Source organism: Marinobacter persicus (genome assembly GCF_002934325.1).
GTDB lineage: Bacteria > Pseudomonadota > Gammaproteobacteria > Pseudomonadales > Oleiphilaceae > Marinobacter > Marinobacter persicus_A.
In genome coordinates this window covers 53,276-73,685 of sequence record NZ_PTIV01000009.1, presented here as the reverse complement: position 1 = coordinate 73,685, position 20,410 = coordinate 53,276, and the positions used below count along the sequence as shown (strand labels likewise).

Genomic DNA, 20,410 nt, shown 5'->3' with positions numbered 1-20,410 from the left:
CATGTGGTCGGTTTGTCCATTGTAGTTGCAGATCTTACCCGCAGGCAGTCCAATATGGCCAGATTTGGGACGTCTGGGAGGACTCTATCCCGGTTCCGGCCAACGAAACACAGGAGTACTGTTGTGAGCGACACGAACATTGACTGGCAAACCACCCCCGCCGCCCTGTGGCGCCGTCATCGTTCCGGGCTGCGGGCCATTCGCCGGCTTGATCCGGTCGATTGGTCGGATCTCACGGGCATTGATCTCCAGAAACAGGCGCTGGCTCGCAACACCGAGCGCTTCCTGGCTGGGGAGCCGTCCAATAACGCCCTGCTCTGGGGCTCCCGGGGCACGGGCAAGTCGTCACTGATCAAGGCTCTCCTGAATCGTTATCAGGACCAGGGACTGCGGATGATCGAAGTGGACAAGGACGACCTGGTGAACCTGCCGGAGATTGTGGATGACATCTGTGAGCTGCCCTTTCGGTTCGTGATTTATTGCGATGATCTTTCGTTCGATGTGGGCGAATCCGGTTACAAGGCACTGAAAAGTGTGCTGGAGGGGTCTCTGGAGCTGCCGCCGGAGAACGTCCGGGTCTACGCCACTTCCAATCGCCGGCACCTGATGCCCGAGTTCATGAACGACAATGTGAACAGTGAAGTGCGCGGTGGCGAACTCCACCCGGCCGAGGCCATCGAGGAACAGGTGTCGCTGGCGGATCGTTTCGGGTTGCAGCTGTCTTTTTACCCCTTCTCCAAAGATATCTACCTGCAGGCGGTGGACACGCTATTTCCGAGCGTGCCCGACCGCGGGGAACTGCATCTTGAGGCTATGCGGTTTGCCACTGGTAAGGGTGTTCGTAACGGGCGTACCGCCCAGCAGTTCTACCGGCAGTACGCCGGCGACCCCAGGTTCTGCTGAGGCCGCCTACGCTGCCTGAAACATCGCGGCGGACTACTGGTGTTTGGCCATGCGGATAAAACGGTAGTGAATCCGTCGTACCCCGAGGAAAACCAGCGTCATGATGACTGGAATGCTGATACCCAGGGCCAGGGGTTCATTGAACTGCACGCCCGACTCCTGCAGGGCGTCCATGGCCATTTTCAGCAGGCTGATCAGATAGTAGGAGATAACCACCACGGAGAAGCCTTCGACGGTGTGCTGCATCATCAGTTGAATGCGCGAACGCCGGTCCATGGAGCTGAGTAACTGCTGATTCTGGCTCTGGATGGCCAGGTCCACCCGCGTGCGCATCATCTCGGACGCCCGGTCGACCCGGCGGGACAGGTCCTCAAGCCGATCACCAACCGCCTCGCAGGTCTCCACGGCCGGTGTGAGCCGGCGGGTCATGAATTCGTGGAAGGTCAGGTGCCCCGACAGCTCGTCTTCGCGCAGCTCCTCCAACCGCGTCAGTACCATACGGTGGTAGGCCCGGGTGGCGGCAAAGCGGAAAGTTGAATGGGCGCGAAAAGCCTCGATCCGGGCCGCAATGTGCGTCAGTTGGGCCAAAATGGCCTGTTCGTCCGGTGAATTATTGTCTGCCAGCGATTGCGTGATCTCTGACATCTGCTGGTCCATGGCGTTGAGTTCCGGCGTGATTTGCCGCGCCAGCGGCAAGGCCAGCAAAGCCATGAGCCGGTAGGTCTCGATTTCCATCAGGCGCTGAACCAGACGACCGAGCTGGCTGTTCGACATGTCGTGGTTGAGCACCATGAAACGCCCGAAACCGTCGCTGTGCAGCTGGAAAGAGCCCAGGATGCGGGCCGCGCCTTCCATCGGGCTGCTGCCTACTAACCGCATGCCCTCGAAATGCTTGCGCAGGAACGCCAGCTCGCTGCGGGCGTCCCGTGAGGAAGGTTTAACGTCGACGTGAAAGGCCGCCACGATGGTGCCGGCCAGTTCATCGAGCCAGCCGTGCGGCAGCAGGCTCAAGCCGGTTTCGGCAAAGGGGTCGGCGCTGGATTCGGCCAGGTTGGTGAAAGTGTAGGTGGCAAACTCCATGTGCACTTCGCGGCGTATGCGCAGGTTGCCCAGGGTGTGCTCGTAGCAACTGACCTCTTCTTCCGGCCAGGGCTCTCCTAACAGGCGATGCAGTTTCTGGAGGTGCCGGAACTGTTCATCACGTTGTTCCCGGGAGGTCAGCACCGCGATGTGGGTAATCCGGGCATGGGTCGGGATCACCTGGAACGGTCGGGAATGAAGTTCCCGGTACAGGTCTTCACGCAGCGGATGGACGTCCAGGGAGGCCAGTAGGTTGGGCACGATACGGTCCTTGCCATGTCAGGGTTTGCCGAATCATAGCGTGAAAAAGACCGGCTTACCCAGCCGGTAAGCGGAATTGGTTCTAAGGTAGGAAGTGGGGTTGGTCCTTATGGCGGATTGTCAGTAGTGTCATTCCTTCAGTTTGGCGTACACTTGTACGCCCATTTGTAGCTCCTGAGAAAAGCAGTATGGCAGTGTTGAGAAAAGTATTGGCGTGGGTCAGCGTACCGGTGATTTGTATGCTGGCCCTGGTGTTGTACCTGGCCCGGCCGTTCAACCCGGATAACAACCGTTTGCTGGGACTGGTGGTTGCACGCACAGGACGATTTTTCCTGGGTATGGATCGGCCTCTGGAAGGAGGTGAAAATATTCCCCGGGACCGGCCCACCGTGGTGATCGCGAACCATCAACAGAACGACGACCTGTTTATCATGGCGGATCTGCTGCCACCGCGTACGGTAACCGTGGGCAAAGTGTCATTGGTCTGGACGCCCTTTTTCGGTCAGGTGTTCTGGTTGGGCGGTAATATCATCCTGAACCGGGGTGATCAGCAAAAAGCGGTGGCGGCCATGCGCGCGACCACCGACGCCATTCGCCGGGAAAACAAGAGTATCTGGGTCTTCCCGGAAGGTACCCGCAGCCGTGGACGAGGGCTGGGTAAGTTCAAGAAAGGGGCGTTCCATACCGCCATTGCCGCCGGCGCGCCCATTACCATGGTCTGTGCCGCGCCTTATAAAGGTGAGTCCCGAGGCTTGATGGGGCGCCGGAAGGCCGTGCCCGTTCGCGTGTTGCCCCCGATCGAGACCGCCGGCATGAGCTCCAGTGATGTGCCGGAGCTCATGGCCCGTTGCCGGGAGCAAATGGCGGAGGCCATCGACGGTCTTGCTTGAAGGGACGGCCAAAACCGGGCAGTCTGCTGACTGGACAATTTTGGTGTGGTGAACAATGAGCGCGATGAAAGGGATGAATAAAGGTGGGTGCCCGGCATGATTGCACCTGTCACTGCTGTATTCGCGGCCGTTACCGGCCTGCTTCTGCTGGTGCTGTCAGCCCAGGTGGTGAAATACCGGATCAAGTACCGCCAGGGACTGGGCGTAGCGGACGACCCGGAATTTGAAGCGGCGGTGCGTGCCCACGCCAATCTGATCGAATACGCTCCGCTGGGCCTGATTATGCTGGGCATTGCGGAAGTCAACGGCGTTCCCGCAACCCTCATCTATTGGACCGGTATGGCTCTGGTGGTCGGGCGTATCCTGCATGCCTGGGGTATGATCAATGGCAAGGGCCAGCCCCACAAAGCCCGGATGGTGGGCATCCTGCTGACCTGGCTGGCGATCCTCGTTGCGGCTGGGCTGCTGTTGTGGAATGTCTGGCAGGTGTACGGCTGACCCCGCCATTACGCCTATAGCGGGGCGTTCAAGGATGAATACGGAGGGCAGTGAGGGCTTATGCTGATTATCCCCGCAGAAAATTCCGTTGATTGGCGCAAGCCTCCCTGGGTCACCCTGGGCCTGATGCTGGCCTGTGTGCTGGTGTTCCTGTTCTATCAGGGGGACGACGACCGCAAGATGCAGGCGGCGCTGGAGCAGTATCTGGAAACGGATCTGCTGGTTCTGGAAGCGCCGGCTTACGAGGATTACCTGGAACGGGAAGTCCGCTTTGAAGAACGCCAGGAACGGCTTCAGGATCTCCAGGAATTCCAGTCCCTGCGCCGGGATAATGAAGAAGTCTGGCAGGCGCTGGCGCTGCTCACCGACCGCGATTTCTACCAATACCTGCAAGACAACGAAAGCCTGATCTGGACGCCTGCCGAGCGCCGGTATTGGCTGGAACACCGGAGCGCGGTCGAACAACAGTGGTTGTCCCGCATTAGTACCTACCAGCTTGGCTTGGTGCCCGGTGAATTAACGCCCTACACACTGATTACCTACCAGTTCCTGCACGGTGGCTGGGGCCATATCATCGGCAACCTGGTGTTTCTGTTCCTGCTTGGGTTTACCGTGGAAAAAGCGCTGGGGCCGGCCCGGTACCTGGTGGCCTATCTGCTGTGTGGGGCGTTGTCAGGCCTGGTCTTTACCGCCTTCTCCATGGGCAGTCACGTTCCCCTGGTAGGGGCCTCGGGCTCCATTTCCGGCCTGATGGGCATGTATGTGGCCATTTATGGCCTGCAGAAGATCCGGTTCTTCGTGTTCCTCGGGGTGTACTTCAATTATTTCCGGGCGCCCGCCCTGGCCATACTGCCGGTGTGGCTGGGCAAGGAGATTTACGATTACTGGTTTGCCGGTGCCACCGGGATTGCCTACATGGCCCACGCGGGCGGCTTGCTGGCCGGTGCCGGCCTGGTGGCAGCGTTTGGCAAAAGCTGGCTGCAGGTTCGCCAGGAATTCTTTGAACCGGAACAGGAGGAGGTAGACGCCCGTTTCACCAGCGCCTATGCCCAGGCCATGGCCAGCATCGGCCGTATGGAGTTTGACCTGGCCCGGCGCCAGTTCCAGGCGCTGTATGAGCAGTATCCCGACCGACCCATTCTGCTGGACCACCTCTACCAACTGGCCAAACTCCGGCCGGACCAGCCAGCCTACCGCCAACGGGCCCGGGAACGGATGAGCGATGCCCTTGCCCATCGTCAACCGGAGAAAATGGTGCAGACCTGGCAGGAATACCTGAAAGAGGGCGAGCCCCATTATCCCCTGGCAGCGGACGATCATAACCGTGTGCTGTTCGCCAGCCTCAAACAGCAGGACATGAAGACCGCGGAAAAGGCGTTCGAGCGCCTGCGCCAGACTGCCGGGCCGGAAGTGACGGAAGAGGCGTGTCGGTTATTGATTGCCGAGTTTGAAAAGCTGCAACTCGGCTCCAAGGCCAGCCACTACCGCCACTTGTTGCAGGGAACGATCTAGTCGGGTACCTGAAACGTTGCCCGGGGGCCTTTCAACGGTTGATGCTGCTCAGCCTGTTCCAGCCAGGTGTCTATCTGCTGATGAATAGGATGGCTGGTGCAGCGTTTCTTGATGAACATCAGGAAGGCCTTGGCCTTATCCCATTGCTGCAGACCGTTGGCCAGTGCCCGCGCTGCCAGCAGGTAGGCGGGCGCCAGTTGGTCACTGTCCGGGAAGCGCTTGTGGAAATCCTGCACCAACCTCAATGCGGCCTTACAGTGGCCAGCCCGGTACAGGGTTTCCGCGCTCTGCACGGCCAGCGCCGGGTCATCCAGCTGGAATGCCGGTTCTGCCACCAGTAACTGTTTGAGCAACCGGTTCAGGCCATCGCCATCATGCTGCGCTACCAACCACGCCATCAGCCGGGGGTGGTAGCGATACAGTTCGGTAGTGTCATGGCGGGCTGTGAGCAGTTTGTAGAGCTGGCCAAGGCGTACCGGGTCATTCTGGTCCCGTTTTAGTGCTTCCTTGAGCAGGGTTTGTGCCCGGTCGTAGTTGCCATCTTTCAGGTTCATGTCCAGATCGGCGTCCAGCCGGGAGCTGCGGTTACGCAACGAATTGTCGGCTTCCGGCTCATCGTCCTGGATATCGGAGGCGAAGCCCAGTTCTTCCTGATACTGGAATAACAGGTAACCCAGCATGTGGAACAGCATCAGCATGAAGGTACTGTTCAGAAAACCCGCCAGTGGCTGCGCGGCCCAAAGGGGAAAGTGGGTTACCGCGAAATCCTGCGCTGCGCCCGAGGCGGCGATCAGAAGGATCAGGTATCCATAAAGCACGAAGTAAGGGCTGCCGATGCGGGACATCAGCACCGCGAGGTTTAATGGGTTGACCGCCGGGCCGACCGCACGCTCCATAGCCAGCACCATGATGCTCGCCGGCAGTGCCAGCACCACGAAGGCCAGGGCCAGGAACATCAGGATAGGCCCGCCCAGCATGCCCGAGGCGAACACCAGCGCCCCCATCACCACAAACACCAGTAATTGCAGGACGACAATGCTGAAACCACTGCCGGTAAAGGCCATGGCCAGGGGCGGTGGTTTGAGGTGGCCCTCGGCGGTGTGATTGATCACCGCGTAGGTGTATTTGAACAGCGCCAGAGCCAGCACCAACCAGACAAGCCCGCCAACCAGGTTGTTGGGGGCCAGTATCGGTACCAGGGTGCAGATGGCGATGACGATCAGAGGATCGGTGTGAAACGGGTAGCGGAAGAAAGCGCCAATACGTTGCCAGAACGGCACCACTTCGGTGGCCGCGCCCAGATAGCGCATGATTTTGCTGCAATGAGGGCACTGCCCCTGGCGCGCCCGGTCTCCGGCATCCGGCATACATTGGGTGCAGTAATAGATCTGGCATTCACCGCAGTGCCATTTGGCGGGTTCGCCCGGATGGTAATGGCAATCGTGCTTCACAGTGATCGGCTCCCGTTCCCTGGTCTTAATCCCCGGAATGATGGCAGAAGCCGCCAGTCGGTGCCACTGATCTGGTACTGGAAGGCAGCGTCAGCCGGGTGGATTCGCTTGTGGGGCAGTATCGGTTGCCGTAGCCATGACGACCCGGTTGCGCCCCCTGTTTTTGGCGCTATAGAGCGCATCATCGGCGCGCCGTAACAGCAGCTGGTAATCCGGGTGGCCTTCAAAGCAGGCCACGCCAACACTGATACTGGTTTGTAACTCCTTGCCATCGGGAAGCAGAAAGGCTTCCCGTTCAACGCTTTTACGCAATTTCTCGGCCATGGCTTTGGCCCGGGTGGCGTCCATATCGACGGCAATCAATAGAAACTCTTCCCCACCGAGCCGGAACAAATAGTCGCCCGAGCGGCTGTTGTTCACCAAAATCAGTGCCAGTTGTTGCAGCACCTGGTCTCCCGCCTGGTGTCCATGGTTGTCGTTCACCTGCTTGAAGTAATCAATATCAATGGCCAGAACGGCAAAGGAGGTTTTCTGGGCACGGGCCTGGCTGATTTGTTTGCCGAGCACCACCGGCATGAATTTGCGATTGAGCAGGCGGGTAAGCACGTCACGGCCGGCTTCCAGCTCGTTATTTTGCTCAAACAGATTGCCGAGGTGAAATCGGATGCTTTTAACCTTGTCTCTCAGGTCTTTCAGCAAATCCACATGGGTGGTGCCAAGCACCGTGCTTTGCTCGTCGGCGCCGAACAGCGGCAGCAGTACGTTATCGATCTCCTCCATGGTGTCCATCACGGCCCGGGCTTCATCTGAACCTTCAAAGGCATGAATGCCTTTGTGGCGGAACCACAAACCGAAATCGGACGCCTGTATCCGCGGCAGTTCGCCGGGCAGGGTGCCGATCGCCTGGCTGAACATCAGCTGGTTTTCCCAATCGAACAGCGCGGCCCGTTGCTGGTCTTTCTCATTGGCGATGTTCTGGGTGATGGCAAACAACCGGTAGGCTTCTTCGGCCCGGGAATTCCGGTCATGGGAGACGGAATACGCATGGCCCATGATTTCCATGGCCAGATCGATCGTGTCTGACGCCAGGCGTGTCGCGGCAAAATGGGTGTTCTCATCCAGCTCGCTCGTATGGTGCAGCAAATGCACAAACCGGCCTTTTAGGCATCGGGCTCCCCGCAACACCAGGTGGACAGGAATGCCAATGCGCGCATGCACCTCGCCGATTTTTCGTTGCTCGGCAATCAGTCGGAATACATCTTCTTCAGTTGTCGGTGCGAACAGCCCAGCCACCCAACGTTGCATGGATTGCCCCAGCCGGTTTTGCACCTCGTCATTGGACAGAAACTGCGAAGCGCCGGGGTCCGCCAGCATTTCCTGATAGAAGTGTTCGGACAGCGAGGCGGCATGTTGTCGGGCGAAATCAGCGACAAAACGCTGGGCGTCAGCGGTGAAACGCGCATTGATGGCGAGCCATTCGGAACAGAGGTGCTCTGAGGAAAAGCGGGGCATGTGTGTCCTGTGGTTGGGTAGGCTTTGATCGAGGAGTGTAACCTAATGTAAATCTCGATTTTATCAGTGAAGGCACATAACGTTACTCAACATCCGAAGCGGTGTCCGTCATATCGATACTGAATTGATTCTTACCCGCGAGTTTGGCGGTATACATGGCCTGGTCTGCTTGTCTGACCAGCTGGTCGGCATCAATAGGGGTTTTATTGGAGTATATGGTGGCACCGACACTGGCCGAGACCGCCACGGATGCCCCTCGAATAACCATCGGTTCCGCTGCTGCCTGACCCAGGCGATCCAGAGCGGACCCAAGGTCGACTCTGCCGTCCAGGTCAACCAGAATGGCAAGAATGGCAACAAACTCATCACCGCCTATCCGGCCCAATGTGTCGCCCTCTCGCAATACACCTGACAGACGGGTAGCTATGGTTTTCAGCAGTTCATCGCCCGCATCGTGGCCCAGGGTATCGTTCACTTGCTTGAAACCGTCCAGATCCACGAAAGCTACACCCACCATCGTGCCACGCCGTTTTGCCTGCGACATGGCCGTTCTCAGGCGATCAGATACCAGTTCCCGGTTGGGTAGATCGGTCAGTGGGTCGAAATGTGCGATGTGCTGCAGGCGTTCCTGAGCCTCTTTTCTGTCCGTAATATCCGTTTGAACCGCAATGAAGCCTTCCAATCGACCACGCTTCGTATAGATAGGGTTGCAATTGATCTCGACCCAGTAAGGTGTTCTGTCGCGGGTGTAATTGAGAATCTCGACTGTAAAAGGCTGCTGTTGGTCAATGGCCTGGCGCATATAGTCGATGGTGTCAGTGGAGGTTTCAGGACCCTGTAACAGTTCGCCCGGATTTTTTCCTATGATGTCTTTACGGCTGAAACCGGAGATCCGACTGAATGATTCGTTTGCCCAAACAGCTCGCACGCCGGGGTCGGTGACAATCACACCGTTTCGGGTTTCACTTGCCACGCGCGTCAGCCGTGTTAATGACACAGTCACCATGCGGCTCAATGCCCAGGCCACCAGTAGTCCAATAGAGAAAGTGCCAGCGAGGATCAGAAATTCGCGGGTGCTGTGGTGTTTTAGTGTCTGGACATAGTTGGCCGAGCCGGTTTCCACTGTTATGGCTGTAGCCCGCGTGTCCTCCACCGGCTGGCTTAAGCAGAATATGCCCCGTTGCGCGCGCATGATGGGATTGTCGACATCTGGCTCCCAGAGCAATAGCTGTCTCTGGTTAACGCACTCGGGACGGGGAGCACCAGACGTGTTGGACTCAAGAACAGCGCCGGCAGCATCGGTCAAATAGTAATGGAATCCGGGCATGGACGTTGTGCCAATGTCCGTTTCTCCCGAAGTTATGGCGGTTGCAGATGCCGATGAGGATTCCATCCGATCTTTAATGGCCTGAGCCTGGTTGGATAGCGTTTGCTCAACGTCTTGCAGCAACGTCTGACGCTGGTAGTGGCCTTGCAGGACGATCGGAATAGCACCGGTTACGAGAATAATGGCCAGCAAGCCGTGGAAAAGCAGACCCGCGAGTTTGTCTGACTTTTCGGCCCAGTTTCTGCCTTCGCTCCCCCAAACCTGAGAGATACCATAGAGCAGGATCCCCGCCGCGAGCGCATTGAATACTCCGTTTAAGGGCTGTTTGAGTGCCAGCAGACCGACGGCCTCGGCGGACATACCCAGAAAAGCGGGGTAGGCCACCCAAATGATGGGTATTCCAACCACAAGCCAGAAAGCCAGGTCATTCAGGACCAGGTTTTGCCAGCCCCGTTTATAAAGCAACGAGACCACAACGGCTTCGAGGGTAAAGGTGAACAGGCCGATGGGGTGACCCCAGGCCTGAACGGTCTGAAGCCCACCGGTAATGGCTACCAGAATGGCTGCCCAGGGACCCAAATACGTCAGCGCCGCAAACACCGCAATGGATCCAAAAATAAACTCCACCCCGTAGAAGAGCTCCACGGATAAAAAATTACCGATGGGGGCAGTAAGGGCCAGTGCCACCAGGAGGAAAAGTTTGAATGCAACGGACGGGTAGGGGGTGTTCATTCGGGCGTGTTTAGTTCTTACTTGAATGAGGTTATGAACTATGCCATTAACGAAATGTAACAGTTCAATAGGTGAAAGCCATTAGGGCTATAGGCATCCGCGGATCGGAGTGATCCTTTATGGTGCGTTGAGAGTAAAAGTTTTAACATGTCGTAATATTAACCATAAGTTTGAGCTGTCATGTCCGCACACGAGTCCCCCACCGCCTTCGATATCGTCCCCTGGAACCGGAGTTTTGAAACCGGCATTGACACCATCGACCAGCAACATCGCCAACTGGTGAAGTTGCTGAACGATTTGGCGCATCAATATGTCTATGGCCTGGAACCGGACCAACTCAAGGGTATTGTTGATGGCCTGGTGGATTACGCGGCCTATCACTTCGAGACCGAAGAAGGCTTGTGGATAGAAGCCTTTAAAGATGATGAATGGTTTACCCGGCATCACCATTCCCACGACGGGTTCGTGGACAAAGTCCGCAGTATGCAGGCCCAGGTGGAACAAAGCCCCAGTCTGGCCGGGGTGGATGATCTGCTGTCCTTTCTGGTGAGTTGGCTGGCCCACCATATTCTGCATGATGACAGAAGCATGGCAGTGGCATTGCTGGAAGTGCGCAAGGGCTTGTCTTTACCGGAAGCAAAGGCAGCGTCGCACGAAGCCATGAGTGGTCAGGTATCCGGCCTGATTAAGAGTGTCCTGAGCATGTACAAACAGCTCTCGGGCCGTACATTGGCGCTACAGCGAGAAGCCTATGCCCGGGAAATGGCGGAAAGGAAACTCCGGGAACAGGAAGAGCACTGGAAGTCGGTACTTGGGGCTACCAACGACGCGCTCTGGGACTGGAGTCTGGATGTGCTGGATACAGCCGATCCTGACGCCACGGAGAAGCTGTTTGCCCGGGCAGGGCAGGTCATTCATCCCGAAGACTGGCCTGCGCTGAAAGAAGACTTTCTGGACCACTTGCTGGGCAAGACCGAGGTGTTCAGCAATCAGCACCGGGTTCTGGACGGTGATGGCAACGAACGCTGGGTGCAGTCCCGGGGCAAGGTGATTGCGCATGATGCCGATGGCCGCCCGTCTCGCATTGTGGGCACCCAGACCGATATTACCGAGCGTAAAACCCAGGAGCTGATCCTGCAGCGGGAACGGGATACCCGTTTACTCATCAGTGATTTTGCCTCGGACTTCATGGCCGCTTCCCCCGAGGAATTCGATGCCGCGATTGAGCGAGCCCTGCAGCGAGCCGGCGATTACATGGGCGCAGATCGTACCTATGTGTTTCTGGTCAATGAAGATCATCGGTATATGAGCAACACCCATGAGTGGTGTGCAGCCGGCATTAGCCCCGAAATTGATAACCTCCAGAATATTCCCTCGAACCTGACGCCCTGGTGGTGGCAGCAATTACGCACCACCGGCCATGTGTTGGTGCCCAGAGTGAGCGACATGCCACCCGAAGCTCACGCAGAACATGCCATCCTGGAAGCCCAGGATATTCAGTCAGTCTGTGTTTATCCGTTGCACATGAATGGCGAGTTGGTCGGTTTTATGGGTAACGATGCGGTGTGGGAAGAGAAGCACTGGGGGCCGGAAACTCTGCAGTTCCTCGAGCTGATGAGTGATCTGCTGAGCATCGCTTTGGAACACCGACAGGTACAGAAACAAAGAGAACGGGCGGCCGTTCGCCTCGAACGTGCTGAACAGCAGGCCCACCTGGGACACTGGCAGTATAAACCGGATTCCGGTGAGGGGTTCTGGTCAGCGGAGGTGTTCCGGATCTTTGAACGTAACCCGTCGGACTCAACGCCCACCTACGATAGCTATCTCGATATGGTGCACCCGGAAGACCGCCAGAAAACCCACGAGGCCTTCCAGCAAGCCAAAAACGAGATGGGTTTCCTGCACACGGAACACCGGATCTGCCTTGCGTCCGGGCAGACCAAATACCTGGAAGTCCGCGGTCAATTTAAGAGTGGTCCTGATGGTAAGCCGTCATTTATCGAGGGGACGACCCAGGATATTAGTGAAAAAGCACGGCACCGGGAACAATTGCGCCGACTGGCTTATGAAGATGCCCTGACTGGCCTGCCAAACCGGCGAGCCGTTGTAGATGAGCTCCAGCAAGAGATCGACCATTGCGAGCAGGGTGGCGGTCGGCTGGTTCTGGCCTTGCTGGACCTGGACAACTTCCGGGAGGCGAATGAACGCCATGGTCCCGCGCTGGGCGATGATGTGTTGGTGGCACTGAGCCAGCGTATGCGCACGGTGTGTGATGCCCCCGCCGTTGTCGGTCGCACTGGTGGCGATGAGTTCGTTGTCCTGTTGCCGCGAATGAAACCAGATGACGATAGTTTTTTGCTGTTCCGCCGGTTATTGGTGGCAATCAACGAGCCACTGACTCTCTCGGGGACTGAGTTGAAAATTACCGCCAGTATCGGCATTACCCAATACCCACAGCTCGACAACGTCTCTGAAGAACAGTTGCTGCGCCAGGCCCAGCAAGCGCTTTTCCAGGCCAAGATGCAGGGAAAAAACCGGATACAGCAATATGATGTTCAGTGGGAGCAGAGCACCCGGGCGTTGACAGGCAAGTTGCAGGCCATAAAACGGGCTCTGTTGAATGAAGAGTTCGTGCTTTATTACCAGCCGAAGGTCAACATGGCCAAGGGCACTGTGCTGGGGGTGGAGGCTCTGATCCGTTGGCAGAAGCCGACAGGTGAGGTGATTCCACCCGGCTCGTTCCTGCCGGCGATTCAGGACCATCCGCTGGAAATTGAACTGGGCGATTGGGTTATTCACACGGCATTGGCACAGGCGGAAGCCTGGCACGCACAGGGCCTGTCCCTGGAAGTCAGCGTGAATGTGACCAGCTTGCAAATCCTCGAAGATAGCTTTGTCAGCAAACTCCAGGCCGCACTTAACGCTCATCCCGGCATTGCTCCCGAGGTTCTGCAAATCGAAATACTGGAAAGCAGTGCCTTGCACGACCTGGATAAGGTTTCCCGGGTGATGCAGGCATGCCGCAAACTGGGTATTCGGTTCGCGCTGGATGATTTTGGCACGGGGTTCTCGTCACTTTCCTACCTCAAGCATTTGCCGGCTAGTGTGTTGAAAATTGACCAGAGTTTTGTCCGCAACATGCTGGATGATTCGGATGACTTGTCTATTATTTCCGGCGTTGTCGGTATGTCCCAGGCTTTCGGTTTGCAGGTGCTTGCTGAAGGCATAGAAACCGAGGAGCACGGAGACCTGCTGCTGCGACTGGGTTGTGAGCTGGGGCAGGGTTACGGTATTGCCCGGCCTATGAGGGCTGAAGATCTGCCGCACTGGGTTCGTCACTGGCGGGCGTCCAGTGTCTGGCAGGAACAGAAGCCAGTGGATTTCCATAACCTACCGTTGCTGCACGCCGAAGTGGAACACCGTCACTGGGTCAACCAGGTGGAGCAGTGGTTACGGGGTGAAATCGATTCCTTGCCGGCGTTACAGGCCAGTCACTGCAAGGTTGGCCGCTGGATCGAGAACGACGGGCAGGATCGTTTCCTGAACAACTCGGTGCTCACTAAATTAATGATCCACCACGAACGTTTGCATCGGGCCGGAGAACAGGCGGTGGATGCCCGTGCCCGTGGTGATGAGCAGGCGGTTCACGAGAGCCTGTCAGCCATGTATGAGTACAGGGATAATGTTTTGTCGACCTTGAGATTGCTGGAAAGGGATTAGTGTGCGTGTAGGGATTTGCTGGAAGATAGTGTGTGTACTTGTGGTGCTGTTGAGCCTTGCCGGCTGTGAAGATCTGGATAATCCGGATACGTTGCGGCTTGCGGTTAATCCCTGGCCGGGCTACGGCTATTTTGCCGTGGCCCGTGAGCGGGGGTTGCTTGGCAAGCCCGGCACGCCCGAGCTGGAAATTGTCGAGACGGCTTCGTTAAGCGACTCTGTTCGGGCCTTCAAGCGAGGGCAGGTGGATATGCTTGGCGGCACCCTGGCAGAGCTTGCAGCGATCAACCAGTCGGGTAAGAGAGCCGCCAGCGCCGTACTGGTACTTGACCGATCGGTGGGTGCCGACATGATCGTGGCGAGTAAGGACATAACCAGCCTAGACCAGTTGGCTGGCAAGCGCCTGGCTCTGGAGCCGGCCTCGGTCAATGTTCTGGTGCTGGCGGCGGCCCTGGCAGAAAGCGGGCTGCAACTCGAACAGCTTGAGTTGTTGCCTCTGCCCCAGGGTGAAATGCCGGTTGCCATGGCTAAGGGCCAGGCTGACGCCGCCATCATTTATCCACCGATCTCTGGCGAGCTGGAGGCACTGGCGGGCTTTGACCGGTTGTTCGATACCGGTCAGGCACCGGACGCCGTGGTTGATTTGCTGATTGTCGCCGACACAGTGATCGACCAACACCCGAGAGCGCTTGCTTCGGTGATTCAGGCCCATAACGAGGCGTTGCGCTGGGGGCAGAACAACCCGGCGGAGGTGCACAAACTGCTGGCAAAGCACACCGGGCTCTCTATCGAAGAATTGGTGACACTCAGCGATTCCATAGAAATGCTGACACTGGATAACCAGGCGGCTTTTTGGCAACCGACGGGGCCACTTCATCGCCTTCTGCCCGTCGCAGGCAGAATTGTCCAACAGTTGAATACACGGGCTGCTGAAGGAACCGGTATACCTTCACAAGTCTTGAATAACCGTTTCATACCCAACTCAGAGGCTCCATGATAAAAAAACGGTTGCTACCGACATCTCTGGCACGTCGCTTTAATTTTTTGATGGTCCTGTTTTCTGTTCTCGGGGTCTTATTGGTGGCGATCCTGAGCTACTACGAACATATTATCGAGGCTCGATCCGACGCTAGGTCTATTGCCGTGGACCGTTCACTGACGATCTTGGATGCCATGGAAACCGCAGCCAGCCGGGAATCCATATCACGTTTCATTTTTTCGATCGCGGCACAGCGGTCGGTGGAATCCATTGCCCTGGTGGACGCCGGTGGCCGTGTCATGCTGGCATCCAAGCGCAGATGGCAGAACGCGGATGTGAGCGTTCTGGATGACGTGATTGATGAACAGTGGCTGGCCAAGCCGGCCGGTGAGGAGCTATCGGTCTACTGGGATGAGCGTAAAACTCAGGCCGTTGTGGTTGCTCCCATTGAGCCGGTAAACCCCGCTTCGTCGGTCATTCGGAGTTTACAGGGTGGGCGACTGATGTTTGCCTTGGATGCCCGGTCCCATATTGCCAGTGCCACAAGGGAGGCCTTGTTCGATGCTTTCTGGGCAAGCAGTATTCTGGTGGTCATGATGTTGCTGGTGTCCAGGGCGCTACACCGTCAAGTGGCCCGGCCCCTGAATAAACTCTGCGAACAAGCCCACAACCCCGATAATACGAGTGTATCGAATGAACGGGTGCCGGTTGGTCAGGTTCGTGAGTTGAAAGCTCTGGCTGTTGCCATCTCCGAGCTGGCGGAGGCGCGTGCGGCTTTGGGAACGGAAAAGCAAAGGCTGAAGGACATTGCTGACAGTATCCCTGGGGCTGTGTACGAATATCGTCACCATCCGGTCGGTGACGATGAATTCCTGTATTTCAGTGACGGCATCCAGCAGCTGGTTGATCTGGATGCTGAAACGATCCGCTCGGAGGACCCGGCCCGTATCGGCGCTAGCGTCTGGTCGCTTATTGTTCCGGCGGACCACGAAAAACTGGAGCAGGCCACGCAAGCGGCTAATTACCCTTGGCCGAGCGAGTGGCAGGCGGAGTATCGTGTTCAGGTCAGCGACGGCATTCGCTGGATCTGGGGGCATGCCATGCCGGTCGCGGATGATCAGCCCGGCCAACTGTTCCGGGGGGTTATGCTGGACATCACTGACCGCAAGGAGCTGGAGCAGCGCCTGCAGCAAGCTGCTACCCACGACCCACTGACCGGGGCGCTCAACCGCGCGGGTATAGAGCCCCACCTGGAAAGCAGCCTGGCCGGAGCCCAGCGCCGGAGTCAGCCCATGTCCATTGTCTTGCTGGACATCGATTACTTTAAAAACGTGAACGACAGCTTTGGCCATGCCTTGGGCGACAGTGTCCTGGTTCAACTGGTGAACACACTCAAGCGAAGGTTGCGCAAGGCAGACAGTCTGGCTCGATGGGGGGGTGAGGAATTCCTTGTTCTGCTGCCTGATACGGACCCCAAAGGTGCCTTTCAGCTTGCTGATGCGTTGCGGCAGGCGGTCGAGCAGGCAACGTTCGAGCACCGGCAGTCGCTGACCATCAGCCTGGGTACTGCCACGGCCAACGCCGGCGATTCGTTGAAAAGCCTGGTTCGCAGGGCCGATGACAATCTTTATGCAGCCAAGCATGCAGGCAGAAATCAGGTGATGGGGCTGATTGAAAAGCCGGAAAGCATGGAATCCTGATTCGTAAGATCGCGCCATCGTTTTATTGTTGGCAGGGCGCGGTTTGGGTCAGCAGAGAGGTTACCGCCAGTGCCTCCAGCGGGCGAGACAGCAAAAAGCCCTGAACGCTGTCGCATCCCAGCTTACGCAATTCAGTCAGCTGGGCGTCGGTTTCTATGCCTTCGGCCACCACCGACAAGCGCAGGCTCTTGGCCAGGCTGATGATGGCGTTGGTGACCAGCTCCCCGGAGCTGTTGGTGCCGATTTCGTTAACGAAACTGCGATCCACTTTCAGGGCGTCCAGGGGTAGGCGGTGTAGCTGGCTGAGAGAAGAGTAGCCGGTACCGAAATCATCAATGTGTACGGACAGCCCCAGTGCCTTGGCCTCGCGAATATGCTCGGCGGCCAGTTCAACATTGTCCACCAGACTGCCTTCGGTGATTTCCAGCACCAGGGCGCTGGCGGGGGTGCCGGTGTGATCCAGCAATGCTCTCAGCCATTGCAGAAAGTTCGGGCGCAGCAAGTCCTCGGCGCTCAGGTTCACGGCAATGGTGATGCCCCGGTCCATGCCCTGGGCGGTCCATTGGGCGTATTGGTGGCAAACCGCAGCGAGCACCCAGTCGGTCAGGTCCCGGATGATGTCGGAGCGCTCGGCAATGGGAACAAAGTCGGCGGGAGAAATTTCGCCCAGGTCCGGGTCGTGCCAGCGCACCAGAGCCTCCAGACCGGACACTTTGCCTGAGGCCAGATCGAACTTGGGTTGGTAGTTCATCCGTAACCGGTTTTCGGCAATGGCTTGGCGCAGGCGGGTTTCGATCAGCACCGAGCGTTGCAGCTGCGCTTCTTTGTCAAAACTGTAAAAACCGATGGCGCGGATGGCGCTGGTCATCTTCCCGGGGCGGGCCAGCTCCGCTTGAACCAGAAGCTGGTCGACGGATTGGGCGTTGTCAGGGAACAGGCTCACTCCAACGGTTGGATAAACGCGCCGGTTGGCCACCTGGATCGGCCGTGCAAACTCCGCCTGCAGGGCCTTTGCGGCCAAGTAACGCCGATGACGGTTGCTGGCGGACTTTAGCAAGAGGTTGTGGTCGAGGACGAAAAGCGCCGCATAGCGCCCGTTGCCCAGGGTGCCAATGTGATCGGCCAGACGAAACACCGAGGCGACCCGTTCGGCCAGTTCCCGGTTCAGCAATGCCTGTTGTTCGCTGGACAGCTCCAGGATCGACAGGGCGTATTCATTCACACCCAGTACCACCATGGCCGCTTCCGAGCTCCGGGTCAGCGTCTGCTGGCTCTGCTCGCTAAACAGCTTTTCGCCAGGCAGGCCGTCGGCCTGGTAGAGGGTTCGGTGCACCAGAGTCTGGCGCCAGAGGTCCAGACGATGGCCCTCGTTGAGTTCCCGTTCAACCATCGCCCCCAAATCCCGCAGCAACGCCAGCTGGTTGTTGTCCAAGGCCGAGCGGGGCTCGTTATCCATGATGCAAAGGGTGCCCACCGGGCGCCCCTCGACGCTTTTAAGGACCACCCCGGCGTAGAAGCGGAAATGGGGCGGCTCGGTGACCAGCGGGTTGTGAGCAAAGCGCGGGTCCCGGGTCAGGTCGGGCACCATCAAGTGAGAGGTCTCCCGAATGGCATGATCGCAGATGGCGATATTGCGGGGCGTTTGTGTGATTTCGAGCCCCTGGCGCGATTTGAACCATTGCCGGTCCCGGTCAACCAGGCTAACCAGGGCGTAGGGTACGTCAAAAATCCGCCGGGCGAGCCGAGTAATGCGATCAAAACGCTCCTCGGGGGGCGTATCCAGAACATCCAGTGCGTAGAGGTCCTCAAGGCGCCGAACTTCCCTTTCTGCTGGCATAACCGTGCTCTCTGTCAAAAGTGTCGTCTCTGTGGTCATACAAGTGGCTGTTATTACGCCGTAATCAACCAGCAGGATTACTTCCGGTCACGAAAAACCCGCATTCCGTTTTCCGGTTTCAAGGTCGACATCTTAATTTCTCAATGGTTCTAACACCTTATGGCATGAAAACTGCTCAACAATTGATCTGGCTCACTTTAAAACTGGGCAACACGTCGGTAGGGTGCGGCAGGTTTAATCTGTACAGGATGGCCACACGTAAAACGATCGTCGATTCTTTCCATAGGCCTGTTCCGAGGAACGCTTGATGCGCATAAACGAACCAGTTACCCATCGCGAGGTTACCGTAGGTAACGGCGCAAACATTCTTTCCACCACCAATCCGAAAGGGCAAATCACACACATCAATAATGAGTTTGTGAAGATTAGTGGTTATTCCAGGGAAGAGTTGTTGGGCCAACCCCATAACATCATCCGTCACCCGGACATGCCCCGGGCAGCGTTTGAAGAAATGTGGCAGCGCCTGAAAAAAGGCGAGCCCTGGCTGGGTGCGGTAAAGAACCGGTGTAAGAATGGGGATCATTACTGGGTTCGCGCTTACGCCATTCCCATTACTGATAAAAACGGCAATCTGGTGGAGCTGCAGTCGGTGCGTACCCGCCTGGAGCCTGAAGCCAAGGCTCGAGCGGAAAAGCTCTATGCCCAAGTAAGTGGCAAGCAGCCCAAAAAGGGGCCGGTGGAGCCAGCCAGGCTGTCCCGAGGCCTGCCGTTGCATTTGAAACTGGTGCTGACCATGGCGCTGGTTCTGGCCGCCAGTACTGCTGCACAGTGGTTCATGGGCTCCGTCCTGGCGTCTGCGTTTGTCTGGCTGTTGTCGGTGGCTGTGGCCGCTGGTGCCATCATGGGTCTGACGGCTTCGTTCCGAAAGTGTGTGGCGCGCGCCCGGGCCGTCATTGACGATACCGTGACGGAACGGATTTTTGCGGGCGGCAACGACGAGATCGCCAGCGTTAACCTGGCAATGACTGCCCGGGAAGCGGAACTGGATGCGGTGGTCAAGCGCATGGACGACCTGATTCGCGACCTGAAAGCGGATATGAAAGCCACCATCGCCCGCAGTTCCGAAGCCAGTGCCGCGGTACGGGAACAGTCCGATGCTACCGATACCATTGCCTCGGCCAGTGAGGAAATGTCTGCCACTTCCCAGGAAGTGTCCAGCAATGCCGCTGACATGCTGGAGCAGGTGCGGCTGGCCCACGACGGGGTCTCCAATGGCCAGGCCATTACCCGGGAAACACGGCATAGCATGGGCGCTCTTTCCCACGAATTGGCAGAAGCATCTGATCGCGTGGGCGAGCTGACGGAAGCGAGCAAGGGCGTGACCGATGCCCTTAATACCATTGGCGAGATCACCGAACAGACCAACCTGCTGGCACTGAACGCGTCCATCGAGGCGGCCAGGGCGGGTGAGGCCGGCCGGGGCTTTGCGGTGGTGGCCGATGAGGTGCGCAGCCTGGCGTTGAGAACGCGGAGTACCACTGAACAGATCAACGAGACCCTGGGCCGGTTCCGTGATGTGGTAAGCAGTGCCACTGACTCCATGGCCCAGTGCGACACCTATGCCCGGAAAACCGAAGAGGATGCGAGTAATTCCGAGGCCACCCTGAACGAGCTGGTGACCTATATCGAGAGAATTTCACACGCATGTGACAGCACCTCTTCGGCTGCTGAACAGCAGCACCAGGCGGCCGCCGAGATTTCCCGTCGCATTGTCAGTATCAATGACCTGGGCGACAGCGCCACAGGTTTGATGGCAGAGGCGCAGGGGTCGATTGATGTCCTGGAAGGGGAACTGAACGAAGTGGCCAAGCTGATTACCCGCTTGAAGCGGCGTGGCGAGGAGTAAATCCACACTCAATGCAGGGAATTTGATTCAGGTCTTCAAGGATAGGGTAGGGGTGCCGTTATCATAGACATATATCAAGAACCGTCTGTGATAACGAAACCCGCG

At 57.7% G+C, this 20,410-nt stretch carries 13 protein-coding genes; 8 read left to right on the top strand and 5 right to left on the bottom strand.

The genetic code is table 11. From position 1 onward, the window contains the following. Window positions 1–123: 123 nt before the first annotated feature. The gene (locus BY454_RS06970; RefSeq protein WP_258075588.1) at window positions 124–903 is read left to right on the top strand and encodes an ATP-binding protein; all 780 of its coding nucleotides are present in this window, start codon (window positions 124–126) and stop codon (window positions 901–903) included. 33 nt (window positions 904–936) lie between these two features. Here the strand turns inward: BY454_RS06970 and BY454_RS06965 are convergent, their stop codons facing one another. Further along, a complete protein-coding gene (locus BY454_RS06965; protein WP_104415470.1) occupies window positions 937–2,244 on the bottom strand; it encodes a DUF3422 family protein in 1,308 nt (435 codons plus the stop codon). A 188-nt stretch (window positions 2,245–2,432) separates the two neighbouring features. Here BY454_RS06965 and BY454_RS06960 point away from each other — a divergent pair, with 188 nt between their 5' ends. From BY454_RS06960 to BY454_RS06950, 3 genes are all read left to right on the top strand, one after another. After that, complete coding sequence (locus tag BY454_RS06960) at window positions 2,433–3,134, top strand: lysophospholipid acyltransferase family protein (RefSeq protein ID WP_104415471.1); 702 nt, start codon at window positions 2,433–2,435, stop codon at window positions 3,132–3,134. 96 nt (window positions 3,135–3,230) lie between these two features. Then, complete coding sequence (locus BY454_RS06955) at window positions 3,231–3,632, top strand: MAPEG family protein (RefSeq protein ID WP_104415472.1); 402 nt, start codon at window positions 3,231–3,233, stop codon at window positions 3,630–3,632. A 60-nt stretch (window positions 3,633–3,692) separates the two neighbouring features. Next, complete coding sequence (locus tag BY454_RS06950) at window positions 3,693–5,144, top strand: rhomboid family intramembrane serine protease (protein ID WP_104415473.1); 1,452 nt, start codon at window positions 3,693–3,695, stop codon at window positions 5,142–5,144. Here the strand turns inward: BY454_RS06950 and BY454_RS06945 are convergent. From BY454_RS06945 to BY454_RS06935, 3 genes are all read right to left on the bottom strand, one after another. After that, a complete protein-coding gene (locus BY454_RS06945) occupies window positions 5,141–6,595 on the bottom strand; it encodes a B-box zinc finger protein (protein ID WP_104415474.1) in 1,455 nt (484 codons plus the stop codon). The genes BY454_RS06950 and BY454_RS06945 overlap by 4 nt on opposite strands. A 90-nt stretch (window positions 6,596–6,685) precedes the next feature. Continuing rightward, window positions 6,686–8,107 (bottom strand): diguanylate cyclase, encoded by a 1,422-nt coding sequence (locus BY454_RS06940; RefSeq protein WP_104415475.1) that lies wholly within the window; start codon window positions 8,105–8,107, stop codon window positions 6,686–6,688. Window positions 8,108–8,189: 82 nt separating this feature from the next. Beyond that, the gene (locus tag BY454_RS06935) at window positions 8,190–10,079 is read right to left on the bottom strand and encodes a GGDEF domain-containing protein (protein WP_219821022.1); all 1,890 of its coding nucleotides are present in this window, start codon (window positions 10,077–10,079) and stop codon (window positions 8,190–8,192) included. Window positions 10,080–10,346: 267 nt separating this feature from the next. On the opposite strand from BY454_RS06935, the gene BY454_RS06930 reads away from it, so the two are divergent. The 3 genes from BY454_RS06930 to BY454_RS06920 all read left to right on the top strand — a co-directional run bounded on the left by BY454_RS06930 (window position 10,347) and on the right by BY454_RS06920 (window position 16,562). Beyond that, on the top strand, window positions 10,347–13,886 hold the full coding sequence (locus BY454_RS06930; RefSeq protein WP_104415477.1) for a bacteriohemerythrin: 3,540 nt from the start codon (window positions 10,347–10,349) through the stop codon (window positions 13,884–13,886). A gap of 28 nt (window positions 13,887–13,914) precedes the next feature. Beyond that, window positions 13,915–14,880, top strand: a complete 966-nt coding sequence (locus tag BY454_RS06925) for an ABC transporter substrate-binding protein (RefSeq protein WP_181049641.1) — start codon at window positions 13,915–13,917, stop codon at window positions 14,878–14,880. Window positions 14,881–14,963: 83 nt separating this feature from the next. Further along, the gene (locus BY454_RS06920) at window positions 14,964–16,562 is read left to right on the top strand and encodes a sensor domain-containing diguanylate cyclase (RefSeq protein ID WP_181049642.1); all 1,599 of its coding nucleotides are present in this window, start codon (window positions 14,964–14,966) and stop codon (window positions 16,560–16,562) included. A 22-nt stretch (window positions 16,563–16,584) separates the two neighbouring features. Here the strand turns inward: BY454_RS06920 and BY454_RS06915 are convergent, their stop codons facing one another. Further along, the gene (locus BY454_RS06915) at window positions 16,585–18,399 is read right to left on the bottom strand and encodes a sensor domain-containing phosphodiesterase (RefSeq protein WP_181049643.1); all 1,815 of its coding nucleotides are present in this window, start codon (window positions 18,397–18,399) and stop codon (window positions 16,585–16,587) included. A gap of 307 nt (window positions 18,400–18,706) precedes the next feature. Here BY454_RS06915 and BY454_RS06910 point away from each other — a divergent pair, with 307 nt between their 5' ends. After that, window positions 18,707–20,305: a methyl-accepting chemotaxis protein gene (locus BY454_RS06910; RefSeq protein WP_104415481.1), complete on the top strand. Its 1,599-nt coding sequence runs from the start codon at window positions 18,707–18,709 to the stop codon at window positions 20,303–20,305. The last annotated feature ends 105 nt before the right edge of the window (window positions 20,306–20,410 follow it).